Below are 12708 nucleotides of genomic sequence, written 5' to 3'. Positions count from 1 at the left end.
CCTATCCTTCCCATTTTCCTATCGCTGTCCAGCAAACTTCGATTAAAATATTATTGATTAGTCCAGGGTATAACACTCGAAATGAAGTAATGCCTCCTTTCGCCGCTCGTATCCCGCCCAGCCATACACTACTTGAAGTCTTTATACTCATAGTTACGGAAGGTATATTACTAAAAGAATGTGTAAATCCAATTGGAGAGATTACTCCATTATTTCTATATATACCAGAACTCCCTACTTGCTCATTGATATTAATTATTTGAGAATCTATCCCCCAACAGATTTGCATTCCATTCGTAAACCTGATAATTCCATCTTTTTGTAATTTTGCTAAAAGCGGATTGTGATCATTTGTTATTAAATCAGATGCATTTAACAGTGATACATTATTTAATCCTGTTTGAAGGAGGTTTCCTCTGTCATCGAAGACTGCTAATGTACCTCTTGCGCTTATATCAGGCCGTATCATAAGGTCACTAATCGCCAAACCGCTTCCAAAAACACTACCATCTTCTGCTAAAACCGCTACTTGATTTTCGGTAAGTATGCTATGAAAACAATCACTTTCAATCTCATTTAATAAATTTTCATCCATAATATTTTTCCTTTCCCTGATCATTTAAAATATAATAAACTACGAAGCACTTGAAATTATTAATGTACAGCCAGTAATTTTCAATAAATTTCGGAGTTGTTAAGCCGATTCTACTTCTCCCTAATCCCCCGTCGACCCGGACCATTATTTTACCTTATTATAAGAACCTGTCCCGGATAAATCAGATCAGGATTACTTATTCCATTTATTTGAGCCAGTTTCTGATAAGTAGTGTTGTATTTAGCCGCAATCCCAGACAGCGTATCACCGCTCTTCACAGTATAAGTCTGAGATGCCTCTGGCCGAACCTGTAATGGTGCCGGTTTCAAAGAAGAACTCCCCGTGCTGCTGCCCTTAATTTCCTTTGGAAAATCCCTATAACATAGATTCATATCCACATTACCGGAAATTCCCTGAACACTGCCGACGCTGCAATACTGCCAGATATCCTCTCCTATATTGGGTCGTGTCTGAGGCTGTCCATTATTTGTTCCATAGGCAGCACACCATTTCGTAAATCTATCCAATTTCCCGCCAATACAGTTGTTAAACCAGTTTAAGTTCGCATATACACCGAACCAGTATCCAGCCGCTTCAACGGCCTCTCCCATCCTGATAAAATAATCTGCTTTAAATGTAGAAAATGAAAGTCCCGGATCCTCAATATCTATATAAAATGGAAGGCTTAAATGTCTTCCAGAAAGCGTCCTTTTAATATGAGCAATTTCGCTTTTTAAATGCGCTTCACTGTTACAGTAGCTGTACAGATACGCTCCATAAGGAATCCCTAAACGTTCACATTCCGAAGAATTTCTAGCCCATTGCACATCATCCTGAGACTTCGTGTCATCTCCGTAACCGCAGCGTATTACCGCGCCATCTATATGACCTTTCACCGCGTCCCAGTTAATGGTTCCCTGGTGTTCACTTACATCAATTATTTTCATACTCATTTTCTCTCCTCCATTTACCGAATCTATTTTAACTATGGTTCCACCAAGCCCTCTTTACTGACTATTTAAACATTTACTTATGATCTGTGAAATGCGCCCCCTGCTGTATCCTACAGTGTTCCCCACTGCCTGCTGAGTCTTGCCTTCCAGAAAACAAAGTGCAAAAATCTGCCTGTCCAGGCTATTGGGAATATCTGCAATAAACTGTTCTATTTCTGTTCTTTCCTTTTCCGTATTTTCCAGCCTTTTCTCTTTTATCAAAATCTGTTGTTTGATTTCTGCCGCGGCTCCTGATATTCGCACCACTGCATTCCGGCCTGCCTCTTTTTCAGATGGCCTGTCCCTATATCTCATTGCGTTCTTTTCTGCCTGTACACATTTCAGACGTTGATACAGCCTGCTGATCTCCTGCTCCAGTACAGGCTGTTCACTTAAAAGTGCCCGATATTGGATTAACTGCTTTTTGTCCATCTGCACCTCGTCCTTTCCCCATACCATATTTCTCAGCCAGATACTCAGATACACTCTTATGTTCCAGCTGCTTTCCCTGCTCCTGCAGCAGCTTGCCCGCCTGATATGCGGGCCTTCTGAAAACATCCCCGGCTTTTGCATCCGGATTTTCATTCGCCAGTCCCGCATAATGGCTCTGACGATCCCTCCTGATTTCCTTTTGATTTCTCCTGTGCTTCATTTTACCACTCTCCTTATTTCGTTTTAACCTTCCGTCTGATAAATCCAGTTTCCCGCATACCACCATTCCACCAGCGTCTCTGCAAAGTCCTCCATATCCTCACAAATACGGGCCAAGTGAAAAAACGTATCCTGCTCCTGCGCACATCCGTATCTGATCCTGCCACAAGCGTAAGCAAATGCTTCTTCATCAGCTACCCGCATTTTGCTTTCGTTATGTAAACTTATGTACATGTTCAGCCCTCCTCATATTGAATCCCAGATATGGCACAAATGATTCGTATATTCGGATATCTTTCTTTATCCACATACCTTGCCGCATCGATTAAAGCTCTGTAATACTCATTATCATTCATTGGTATACCTCCTAATAATTATTTCACTACTGCTTTCAGAAATTTTCGATTTAGTTAGTTGAATTTAATTCAACTTTTCGTTTAAAAAAATTTTGTCCCGTTCTGTATTTGTAAGATTAAGCATTTGTTTCATGTAAACAATTTCCGATGCCAGAAACTCACAAACATTGCTCCTTTTCAGTAAAAATGCTTCATTTTTGATCCCAAATGTTCCGGAAATAAACGAAACCGAAATATTTGATCGAATCATCACTTTCTCTAACGCGACCGTATCAGTCATCCCACCCTCTCCTTTTGTTGATTTTAATTCAACCTAGAACAAGCATACATCTAAGTTGAATTTCTGTCAACCATTTGCATGATATTGTTGAATTTTATTCCATTCCGTGATATCATTCTTATAGACGGAGGTATCATAATGGAAACCATGTATGACAGAATAAAAAAATCGAGAAATAAATTAGGATGGTCACAGGAAGAACTCGCAAAAAAAGTAGGTTACGCCGACAAAACTTCGATCGCTAAAATAGAGGCCGGAAAAGTCGATCTGCCCCAAAGCAAAATAGTGGCTTTTTCCAGGGCACTCAGTACAACTACCTCTTATCTGATGGATGGCGAAAGTGAATATCAGCCAGTTACAATTGCTGCCCATCTGGATACGGACGACCTGACGCAGGATGAGCTGGACGACGTTGCCACTTATATCGAATTTTTAAGAAATAGAAGAAAGTAGTAAAGTCCTGTTTATTGTACATGTTTTTCTGTATAATGATGAAACAGGAGTTGATAAGATGAATAAATACGAAAAATTATTAAACGAGGCCTATGAAGATGGAATTCACGTTGATGAAGATTTTCCATTCGAGGGTAAGACTTCCGGTTTATATATAGATGGTAATATAGCTCTTTCAGATAAACTGGAGACTTCGGTGGAAAAAAATTGTATTATTGCAGAAGAGTTAGGCCATCATCACACAACAACAGGAGATATTCTGGATCCAACTGATGCGTGGAACCGCAAGCAGGAGCGTCAGGCAAGGCTATGGGCCTATAATAAGCGCATTGGGCTGCAGGGCCTTATTGATGCTTATGAACATGGCTGCCACAACTGCCATGAGACGGCTGAATATCTGGAAGTAACCGAGCAGTTCCTGCAGGAATGCATCGACAACTATACTGCTAAATATGGGGAAGGGATTGTAATCAATAATTATTATATTATGTTTATCCCCTATTTCGGTGTAGGAAAACTTGTAAAGTGAATTGTAAGAGGAGAGCGGATGTCCCGCTCTCCTGGTCTGTTATAAAAATTGTTTCTATCTTCGTATTATATGCAGATAGAAGAAGGGGATTTTACCCACCTTTATTTTTGACTTATTCTTTTTTTCCAACTTGTTTTACGATCTGATTTAAGTAGTTACTGAGCCCTGCAACAAGAATCCCCTGGGTGATGGCTGTAAATACCGCCGTTGCCGCCTCTTTGCTGTTCGAGATCTGGCTGGTTGCCAATACCCACACTGCACAGAGCACTATTCCCACACCTCCCAGTATCAGCGGAATATATTTATCCTTTACAGCCTGTGTACTTTTAAGCCCCATCCCGATAAAATAAAGTACATTAGCTACAATAAGTAATTCTGGTTTGACATAATTCACAACCTGTTCCATACACTTATTCCTCTCTTTCTTCATACAGCTCATCCAGCCGGTGGTGTGCCGACTTTGCAGACTGTTCTACTACTATCATACGCTCCACCAGGTTATTATGTTTCTTAACTTTTTCCTCCAACTGCTCAATCCGATATGTAACCAGCTTGTTTGCTGTCATAATTCCAGTCAAGCTGCCTATCAGTGTACCTAGAAGCGAGCAGATGGCAACTGCGATCTCTGGTTCCATTAAATTGCTCCTTTGGTTATAATATTGATTTTAAATTTTAGCATATCCAAGCTTTCTGCTTAAATATTTTGCTGAGAGTGCTGCGACGTTCATCGCAAATTTAATATCCGCATTCCAAGCATGAGGGATTCGGCCATTATAAGTAAACTGTTTCTGGTATCCGAGTCTCGTAAGCCTATATTCGGCCCTTATGAACTCAGTATTGCTATTTAGTGCATCTATCCCCTGCAATGTTCAGGATTTCAAATTTCCGGTAATTTCTCATTACATCGAATAGACGCTGCATTTTTATCCACAAAAAAAGCACCCTGTTTCAGGATACTTTTTTAATATTATTTTGCAGCATTCTTTAAAGGTCATGACCAAAAGTCTCCTCTAATAATATAAATCAGCGCCATATCAAAGGAAACGCATGAATGAGAAATACCATCCGAACAATTCTTTCAATCGTTCTAAAATGATAATAGCATATAGTTCAGGTTAATTGTGTTAACCTTGCCGTGATAATAATTCCTTTTCCAGATCCGCAGCATAATCAGACTGCTGTTTCTTCAGATAAGCCTTAACAAACGGCTTCATCAAAAGCTTCTTGGCTGTAACATCTTCCGTAAAGTCAATGGTAGTTTTTCCATTCTCATATGTAAAAACCCCGATCCAGTGCCCGCTCATATTATCATTTTCCATATCAAATTCCCAGCGCCTGCAGGGCTCTGTATTCGTAATTGTAAAGGTGGTGGCATATCCCTCTTTTGTATACTCCACAAATTTGCTTTTATCTATAACTTCAATCCTGTCCAGATCACTCCGCCATGAATAATTTTCAAGTGAAGTCACTATATCCCACACTTTCTGAATATCACACTGGAAAGTTACTTTCATATTTGATATCGCCATGCTGATACTCCTTCCCTTTCCCTCAGTTAAATTTAACTCTCACTGCACAAATCTCCGCCTTCGTCCCCACCCTGATATAAGGCCCGAACACGCCAACCCCCGAGGTAACGATATTATGCATCTGCCCCTTCTGCAGATACCCATAAGCATTTTCCCACATCAGCCGTATTGTCAGATTACCAGGAAATGTCTGCCCATTGTGTGTATGCCCGCACAGATCCACATCCACCCCCGCGGCGGCAAGCTCATCCAGTTCCGCCGGTTCATGGTCGATCACGATAATAGGCAGACGCTTGTCCATTCCTTCCGTAATTTCTTCCGGAGTCTTCCGTTTTTGGATCCCCCGGCCTGGCCGGTGCATATCCGGACGCCCGTACAGATAAAAGCTGTCATCCACCAGCAAGCCTTCATCCCGCAGCAGTGTAATCCCTGCTTTTTCCAGAAATGCATCCATCCGCACATCGCTATCCTTCTTATCCTTTTTATTGCCAAATGTAAAACCTGCCAGTATCTTCTCTTCTATATCATGGTTCCCATAACATGCATAAGTTCCATATGTACTCTTTATCCCCTTCAAAATGGATATCAAACGCCCGGGATCCTCCAGCGCTTCATATTCATTATCAAATATATCCCCTGCGAGCACCACTATATCCGGATTCTGCTCATTGATCCTGTCCACCATCTTCTCAATCTGGCTGCAGCCCACATTGTACCCCATATGCAGATCCGCCGCCAGCACTATATTCAGCCCCTCAAGCTCTCCCGCATCTTTCCTGACCGTAATTTCATAATCCGTGGTTCTGACAATCCGTGCATTCACAGCACCCGCAATACATAGAACAGCCACTGCCGCAATACACACAGTGCCAGCTACAGCAAGCCGTTTCCTGCCCGCCTGTTCAGACCATCCTATCCTCTTTGCCCTCTGCAGAATCAACCGGATCACATCCGCCACAGCAATCACAGGCAATGCATAAAGCATCACACCCAGCCAATAATTTCCGGTCAGCTTCAGCAGCCGTTCCAACGTCCCCGCCGGAAGCAGAAATCCGGTCAGTACTGCTGTTGAGAGGACAATATAGACTGTGACAATAACAATACGGACACTTTTTCTGCCAAAATGGCTGCTGCAGGTTTTCATCCACCGCAGCAGCCATCCAAGCATATATACATTCAGCAAAATATAAACAGGGGATAAATAAACTGCCAGCATGTTCTCTGCTCCTCTACTTTCCGTCTCCGTACATATGCACTGTCAGCTGATTATATGGAATCTCAATGCCTTCTCTGTCAAAAGTCAGCTTAATCTCCTCCAGAAGCCGCCATTTTGTGGGCCAGAACTCGTCTGTTTTTACCCATGCACGCATGCCCAGTATCACGGCGCTGTCCGCCAGAGTATCCACAAACACCTTGATATCCTCATCCTGCATAATCGCATCATCCTTCGTCAGAAGCTCCTCCAGCAGTGCTTTTGCCTTTTTCAGATCGGCATGGTATGCAATGCCCACTTTCAGATCCAGCTGCCGCTCCGGCCTGGCTGTTACATTTGTCAGGCTGCTGTTAGCAAGCGTACCGTTTGGAATCACAATCGTCTTATTATCCACGGTGGACAACTTTGTATAAAATATCTGAATCTCCTTTACCGTGCCTTCATTCTTCCCGGTATCCTCGATAATATAATCGCCGACCACAAACGGTTTCAGCAGCAGAATCAATACGCCGCCCGCAAAGTTGGATAAACTGCCCTGCAGTGCCAGACCGACCGCAACACCTGCCGAAGCAATTAATGCTGCTACAGAAGAAGATTCCACGCCCAGCTTTGTCGCGATCGTAAAAATAAGCAGCGCATACAGGCTGAACTTTAAGAGAGAATCCACAAATTGTACGACGCCCTGGTCTGCGCTGGTCCGCTGCAGTGAATGCTTAACAATTTTTTGAATCCATCGTATTACTACCCGGCCAACCATAAAGAATACAAACGCCAGAATCACTCTTATCCCAAATCCGATCAGTGCAGGGAGATGTTCCTGAAAATATTCTGTCACACGGTTCACTTCCCCCGTCACCTCTGCTGCCACTTCCTCGGCCGATTTTAAATCAGATGCCGCTAATATCATATTCAAGCCTCCTTATACTGTTTCTTCCCTCAGAGCAAGGAATGCGCACAGATTCCCGCGCTTATCTCCTGCCGTTCTGTGGGAATATAAGTTTTCACTGTTGCAGTGCGTACATAGATTCGTCACCGCAATATGTTCCTGTTTTATCCCCGCCTCAAGAAAAATCAGTTCATTCGCTCTCCACAGGTTCAGCTGATACCTGCCGTTTTCTTTCCTGTAAAATAAATCTTCCCAGAATTCTTCTTTAAAATGCAGTCTGAACTGTTCAATCACCTCTTCACTGACTTCGTAACAGTCCTGACAGATCGACGGTCCTACCGCTGCCAGAATATCAGCTGGATTGGATCCATACTCTTTCTGCATCAGCTCCACAGTCACTTTTCCAATCTTGGATACCGTTCCTCTCCATCCAGAGTGGCTCAACCCTACCGCCTTTTTCACCGGATCCAAAAAATACAGAGGCACACAGTCGGCAAAAAAAGTAACCAGACAAATGCCGGGCACATTTGTAACAAGCCCATCCACGTCCGTATAACTTCTTTTCCTGGTAATTCCCATTCCTCTGTCCGCTTCCATAACCACACGGACATTGGCAGTATGGGTCTGCTGGGTAAAGACCATATTTTCACACTTTATCCCCATAGCATCCCCGATCCGCCTGAAGTTTTCCCTCACCGACTCTTCTTTATCCCCTCTGGTAAAGCTTAAATTCAGCGAAGAGTAACAACCTTCGCTGACGCCCCCCAGCCTGGTGGAAAAGCCATGTCTCACAATTCCCGTATTTTGAAACAACGGATATTCCAAATATGGAGTATCCGTCTCTATCTCTTGAAAAATCTTTTCCTGATTCTTATAATGCAGTCCTAAGCTCATATACTCCCTTTCTGTTATCCGCAGAAAGCATCCCGGATATGCATAATCCTTCCCCTTTCAATCCCGATCACATCAAACCTGCACGGAATATCTGACAGGCCATGGACTGTAAGATAATAAGAAGCACACTGATAAATTACCCGCTTCTTCTTTTGGCCTACCGCCTCCAGGGGGCTTCCCTTTCTTGCATCCTGCCGGTACTTCACCTCACAGAACACAAGATATTCTCCGTCCCGCGCAATGATATCAATCTCACCGATACGGCAGCGGTAATTATATTCCAGGATCACATATCCCTGCTGTTCCAGATAGTACCCGACCGCCTGCTCATAGTCTGTACCAGTTCTCCGGTTATTCTGCTTTTCTGCATGTTTCATATTTTGTTTCTGCTGCGATTACACATTATTGCCAACACCTGCCATACCGCCAGTACACTGCGGTATGACATCCCATCCTGTACCCAGAAAACACCACAAATCTTATTCTGCTGCAAAGTTCTTTATAAAAGATACCCGATGAATCGGTGTCGGTCCCATTTTTTTCAAGGCCTCGATGTGAGCCGCAGAGCCATATCCCTTGTTCTCTGCGAACCCGTAACCGGGCAGTATTTTGTCGTATTCTAACATCAGCCTGTCTCTGGTCACTTTGGCGATGATGCTTGCCGCCGCGATTGAGACACTTTTTGCATCTCCCTTAATGATTGGCACCTGAGGAAGTGTAATTCCCGGTATGGTGACCGCATCATTCAGCAAAAGCGTGGGAGCAGTTTTAAGCTCCTGCACTGCGATGCGCATGGCCTCATATGTAGCCTGAAGAATATTAATCTTATCTATTCTTGCGGGGCTTGCCATCCCAATCCCTGTCGCCACCGCCTTATCCATGATCTCATCATAAAGTTCTTCTCTCTTTTTTGCCGAGAGCTTTTTCGAGTCATTGATATATAAGATTTCGCAATCTTTTGGAAGGATCACCGCTCCCGCTACCACAGGACCGGCCAGCGGGCCTCTTCCCACTTCATCAATTCCACAGATAAATGTATGTTCATCATACTTCTTTTCATACCGCTTCATCTGCTCCAGGCGGAGCCGCTCTTCCTCAAGCTTTGCTTCCTTCTTCTTATACCTTATAATCAGACTCTGTACCCCGCTGCGGGAATCCTCGGCATATTTTTCGTACAGCCCGGATAGTTCCCGGGGCTCTGCCTCTTCAAATTCTATTTTAATATCAAAGATACTGTTACTCATGTTTTATCACTCCGAACCTGTTTAATGGCCATATACGGATCCACGCTCTTCCCAGCAGATCTTTTCTGTGGAGTACTCCCACACTGGCATCACGGCTGTCTGCGCTGTGGTTCCGGTTGTCCCCCAGCACAAAATACTCATCCTCGCCTAAAGTAATCGGATTCTCCGCAATCCCCGGATCCAGCATCTCCTCGTTTCCGTAATGTTCATCAAGTTCCTCCCCGTCAACATACACACGGCCTCCCATCACCTGCACGGTCTCGCCCGGCAGTCCGATGATCCGCTTTATATAGTATGTATCCTCCTCATACTGATAAGGGAATACGATGATCTCATATCTCCTGGGTTCTCTGAAACGGAATGAGATCTTATCCACGATCAGATTATCTCCGTCCGACAGCGTCGTCTCCATAGAAGAGCCGCTGACACGTGTACGCTGCCCCACAAAAGTAATAATCACATAGGTCAGCCCTACAATAATCAATATATACACGATCCAGCCAAGCAGTTCTCTTATTATGCTTCTTTCCTGGTCCATATCTTAACCTTCTTTCTGGCGTCTCTTTCTATATTATGCATAATCCTGAGGAAATTCAAGTGTTATTTTTCCAATTCTGCCGTTGCGGAAATCATCCAGCAGAAGCCTGGCAGCTTTTTCTGTGTCCAGCTCACTGCCCTTTACCAGACAGTGCCTGCTCTCTGCGATATTTCTTAGACACTCAAAATGATCCTCAGATTCCTCAATCTGGTATTTTCCCTTCAAAATTCCAGGATAAGACTGTTTTAAAAATCCAATCAATTCCATAGCCAGTTCCTCAGAGTTAAGAATCTCATCTTTAATAGAACCGATAAAAGCCAGCCGAAGCCCTACTGTCTGATCCTCAAATTTGGGCCAGAGTATCCCCGGGGTATCCAGCAGTTCCACATTCTTATTTAGGCGGATCCACTGTTTTCCCTTAGTCACGCCAGGCTTATTGCCGGTCTTTGTACAGGCCTTCCCCGCAAGCGCATTGATAAAAGTAGATTTTCCCACATTTGGAATTCCCACTACCATCGCCCGGACGGGACGGTTCAGAATTCCCCGTTTCCTGTCTCTCTCTATCTTCTCTTTACAGGCCTCCTGAATCACGCCCTGTATGGACTTGATCCCTCCGCCTTTTTTGGAATTGACCTTGACTACGGAATAGCCTTTCCCCTTAAAATATTCTGCCCACGCATCATTCCATTTGTCTTCCGCCAAATCCGATTTATTCAGCAGAATCAGCCTTGCCTTGTTTTTTCCAAGATCATCAATCTCGGGATTCCTGCTGCTCACCGGAATCCTGGCGTCAACCAGCTCTATTACAAGGTCAATCAGCTTTATATTTTCCTGCATCATGCGTTTCGCCTTGGTCATATGACCCGGGTACCACTGAAAATGCATCCTGTACTCCTCCTCTATCTCTTAACAAAGCCAAAATCCGAACCTGGACTGGCCACAAACCAGACCTTTCCGTAGATTTCACTCCGTTTTACATTACCGATGTCCGCCATCCGGCTGTCATCACTGCCTGCATGGTTATCGCCCATCACAAAATAATCATCTCCGCCCAGCTTCAGCGGTTCGGCGGCGATTCCCGCCTCTTCTATATCCTCTGCATATATGTGCTGCGTTACTTCTTCATCATTGATAAAGACTTTTCCATCTTTAATCTGCACAGTTTCCCCGGGAAGCCCGACAATCCTTTTAATCGAATAATGAGTATTCTCATTACCATTCGGCTTAAACGCAATAATATCTCCCCGTTTTGGTTTACTTGCATTGTAAACAAGCCTGTTTACGAGCACAACATCTCCATTTTTTAAAACAGGCTTCATGGAGTCCCCTGCGTTGCTGACCCGCTGTCCAAAGAACCAGACCAGCATAAAGGCAATTGCACAGACAATGATAATCTGCACTGTCCAGTTAACAATTTCTCCCCGGTTCTGCTTCTGTCCCCTGGTCTTTTCCCTCCGGAATCTGAGTTCCGGCCTTCCGGTGTCAAACTTCAGCCCCTGTTTCTTTTTCCGCCTGCGTTTCTGATCCGCCTGTCTCCGGCGCTTTTTTCGAAAGTTTAAATCACCCATAATCTTCCCTCATAACCTGCCGAAACTGTCCGCAGTAAAAAATCACTGAATATCTTCATAATATATAAAAGGGACAATATACATGTTGTACTTGTCCCTCTCATAGTTACTATTTTACTAATTCTTTTACCTTTGCTCTCTTACCAACACGATCTCTTAAGTAGTTCAGTTTTGCTCTTCTTACTTTACCTTTACGAACAACTTCTACTTTTTCTACGTTTGGTGAGTGTAACGGCCAAGTCTTTTCAACGCCGATTCCATTGGAATTCTTTCTTACTGTGAAAGTAGCTCTAGTGCTTCCACCCTGTTTCTTCAGGACTGTTCCCTCAAAAACCTGGATTCTTTCACGGTTACCCTCTTTAATCTTGGCATATACTTTCACTGTATCACCTACATTAAACTCCGGTACATTCTCTTTTAACTGCTCTGCTTCAATACTTCTGATAATATCGTTCATTGTGTGACCTCCTTAATATTTAGACGTTCTTAATACCTGCTTACAGGCTTATATCATCTCTTCTATCCCACAGCACCACACTCTTGTGCAAGATGCTTTGCAATAAAATATCCGATACCTGCAAGTCCGTTTTTGCATCAGAGGACCATCTCTTCTCATTTCACAACTGTTGTATTTTACCATACTTTCATATAAGTTTCAAGCCTTTTTTCATCTCTTTTTCCCGTGGTGAAGTGAAAAGTTTATTTCCACTTTGAAGGGGGCAAAGTGGATTTTAGTCTTTCTCCTACTTCCATCTCCACAAATGTTGCATTTAGTCTTACACTTATCATATGAGACGGCCGCCGGAAAGGCTGGTATACATATGAATCCTAAAAATGCTTTTTCCCATTTGACGCTGCAGGAACGACGTATCATTCTTACCGGTATTACCAACGGTTCTACAAAGACCGCTATCGCACAGACTCTTGGTAAGGATAAATCTACGATCGGAAAGGAGATCAAACTCCATAGGAAACTTACA

The 12708-nt window shown here is 43.5% G+C and carries 20 protein-coding genes; 3 read left to right on the top strand and 17 right to left on the bottom strand.

Features of this window, described 5'->3' with window-relative positions:
- Position 1: 1 nt before the first annotated feature.
- The 5 genes from HMPREF0240_RS06535 to HMPREF0240_RS06515 all read right to left on the bottom strand — a co-directional run bounded on the left by HMPREF0240_RS06535 (position 2) and on the right by HMPREF0240_RS06515 (position 2472).
- Positions 2-595, bottom strand: coding sequence for a hypothetical protein (locus HMPREF0240_RS06535; RefSeq protein WP_009002651.1), 594 nt, complete (start codon positions 593-595; stop codon positions 2-4).
- A 149-nt stretch (positions 596-744) separates the two neighbouring features.
- On the bottom strand, positions 745-1548 hold the full coding sequence (locus HMPREF0240_RS25180; RefSeq protein WP_009002650.1) for a LysM peptidoglycan-binding domain-containing protein: 804 nt from the start codon (positions 1546-1548) through the stop codon (positions 745-747).
- 54 nt (positions 1549-1602) lie between these two features.
- Positions 1603-2019, bottom strand: a complete 417-nt coding sequence (locus HMPREF0240_RS06525) for a sigma factor-like helix-turn-helix DNA-binding protein (protein WP_035312602.1) — start codon at positions 2017-2019, stop codon at positions 1603-1605.
- The gene (locus HMPREF0240_RS24260) at positions 1976-2239 is read right to left on the bottom strand and encodes a hypothetical protein (protein ID WP_035312601.1); all 264 of its coding nucleotides are present in this window, start codon (positions 2237-2239) and stop codon (positions 1976-1978) included. The genes HMPREF0240_RS06525 and HMPREF0240_RS24260 overlap by 44 nt, the downstream gene beginning before the upstream one ends.
- 23 nt (positions 2240-2262) lie before the next feature.
- Positions 2263-2472 carry a hypothetical protein gene (locus HMPREF0240_RS06515; protein WP_009002648.1) on the bottom strand — a complete coding sequence of 70 codons (210 nt, stop codon included), beginning with the start codon at positions 2470-2472 and terminating at the stop codon, positions 2263-2265.
- 540 nt (positions 2473-3012) lie between these two features.
- On the opposite strand from HMPREF0240_RS06515, the gene HMPREF0240_RS24910 reads away from it, so the two are divergent.
- Together HMPREF0240_RS24910 and HMPREF0240_RS06500 are read left to right on the top strand one after the other, a co-directional pair.
- Positions 3013-3327, top strand: a complete 315-nt coding sequence (locus HMPREF0240_RS24910) for a helix-turn-helix transcriptional regulator (protein WP_242833303.1) — start codon at positions 3013-3015, stop codon at positions 3325-3327.
- 58 nt (positions 3328-3385) lie between these two features.
- On the top strand, positions 3386-3856 hold the full coding sequence (locus HMPREF0240_RS06500; RefSeq protein WP_009002645.1) for an ImmA/IrrE family metallo-endopeptidase: 471 nt from the start codon (positions 3386-3388) through the stop codon (positions 3854-3856).
- A 112-nt stretch (positions 3857-3968) separates the two neighbouring features.
- On the opposite strand, the gene HMPREF0240_RS06495 is transcribed toward HMPREF0240_RS06500, so the two are convergent.
- The 12 genes from HMPREF0240_RS06495 to rplS all read right to left on the bottom strand — a co-directional run bounded on the left by HMPREF0240_RS06495 (position 3969) and on the right by rplS (position 12185).
- Positions 3969-4286, bottom strand: coding sequence for a phage holin family protein (locus tag HMPREF0240_RS06495; RefSeq protein ID WP_347462563.1), 318 nt, complete (start codon positions 4284-4286; stop codon positions 3969-3971).
- Complete coding sequence (locus tag HMPREF0240_RS06490) at positions 4267-4491, bottom strand: hypothetical protein (protein ID WP_009002643.1); 225 nt, start codon at positions 4489-4491, stop codon at positions 4267-4269. Before HMPREF0240_RS06490 ends, HMPREF0240_RS06495 begins: the two co-directional genes overlap by 20 nt.
- A gap of 489 nt (positions 4492-4980) precedes the next feature.
- Positions 4981-5385 (bottom strand): SRPBCC family protein, encoded by a 405-nt coding sequence (locus HMPREF0240_RS06485; protein ID WP_009002642.1) that lies wholly within the window; start codon positions 5383-5385, stop codon positions 4981-4983.
- 22 nt (positions 5386-5407) lie between these two features.
- Entirely contained in the window at positions 5408-6601 is a 1194-nt protein-coding gene (locus HMPREF0240_RS06480) for a metallophosphoesterase (protein WP_009002641.1), read from the bottom strand.
- 13 nt (positions 6602-6614) lie between these two features.
- Entirely contained in the window at positions 6615-7505 is an 891-nt protein-coding gene (locus HMPREF0240_RS06475) for a mechanosensitive ion channel domain-containing protein (RefSeq protein ID WP_009002640.1), read from the bottom strand.
- 12 nt (positions 7506-7517) lie between these two features.
- On the bottom strand, positions 7518-8378 hold the full coding sequence (gene pgeF, locus HMPREF0240_RS06470) for a peptidoglycan editing factor PgeF (protein WP_009002639.1): 861 nt from the start codon (positions 8376-8378) through the stop codon (positions 7518-7520).
- A 14-nt stretch (positions 8379-8392) separates the two neighbouring features.
- Positions 8393-8755 (bottom strand): YraN family protein, encoded by a 363-nt coding sequence (locus tag HMPREF0240_RS06465; protein WP_009002638.1) that lies wholly within the window; start codon positions 8753-8755, stop codon positions 8393-8395.
- Positions 8756-8857: 102 nt separating this feature from the next.
- Entirely contained in the window at positions 8858-9622 is a 765-nt protein-coding gene (locus tag HMPREF0240_RS06460; protein ID WP_009002637.1) for a ribonuclease HII, read from the bottom strand.
- Positions 9615-10160 carry a signal peptidase I gene (gene lepB, locus HMPREF0240_RS06455; RefSeq protein ID WP_009002636.1) on the bottom strand — a complete coding sequence of 182 codons (546 nt, stop codon included), beginning with the start codon at positions 10158-10160 and terminating at the stop codon, positions 9615-9617. Before lepB (HMPREF0240_RS06455) ends, HMPREF0240_RS06460 begins: the two co-directional genes overlap by 8 nt.
- 33 nt (positions 10161-10193) lie before the next feature.
- Positions 10194-11045 (bottom strand): ribosome biogenesis GTPase YlqF, encoded by an 852-nt coding sequence (gene ylqF, locus HMPREF0240_RS06450; RefSeq protein WP_009002635.1) that lies wholly within the window; start codon positions 11043-11045, stop codon positions 10194-10196.
- 14 nt (positions 11046-11059) lie between these two features.
- Positions 11060-11728, bottom strand: coding sequence for a signal peptidase I (lepB, locus tag HMPREF0240_RS06445; protein ID WP_009002634.1), 669 nt, complete (start codon positions 11726-11728; stop codon positions 11060-11062).
- A gap of 109 nt (positions 11729-11837) precedes the next feature.
- On the bottom strand, positions 11838-12185 hold the full coding sequence (rplS, locus tag HMPREF0240_RS06440) for a 50S ribosomal protein L19 (protein ID WP_009002633.1): 348 nt from the start codon (positions 12183-12185) through the stop codon (positions 11838-11840).
- Positions 12186-12489: 304 nt separating this feature from the next.
- Between rplS and HMPREF0240_RS06435 the strand changes: the two genes are divergently transcribed.
- The coding region (locus HMPREF0240_RS06435; RefSeq protein ID WP_035312600.1) for a helix-turn-helix domain-containing protein at positions 12490-12708 on the top strand (219 nt) is incomplete at its 3' end.

Origin of the sequence: Clostridium sp. D5, assembly GCF_000190355.1 — a bacterium.
In the GTDB taxonomy this organism is placed as follows: domain Bacteria; phylum Bacillota; class Clostridia; order Lachnospirales; family Lachnospiraceae; genus Faecalicatena; species Faecalicatena fissicatena_A.
The sequence above is the reverse complement of the archived record's forward strand: the minus strand, read 5'-3'. Positions and strand labels throughout refer to the sequence as shown.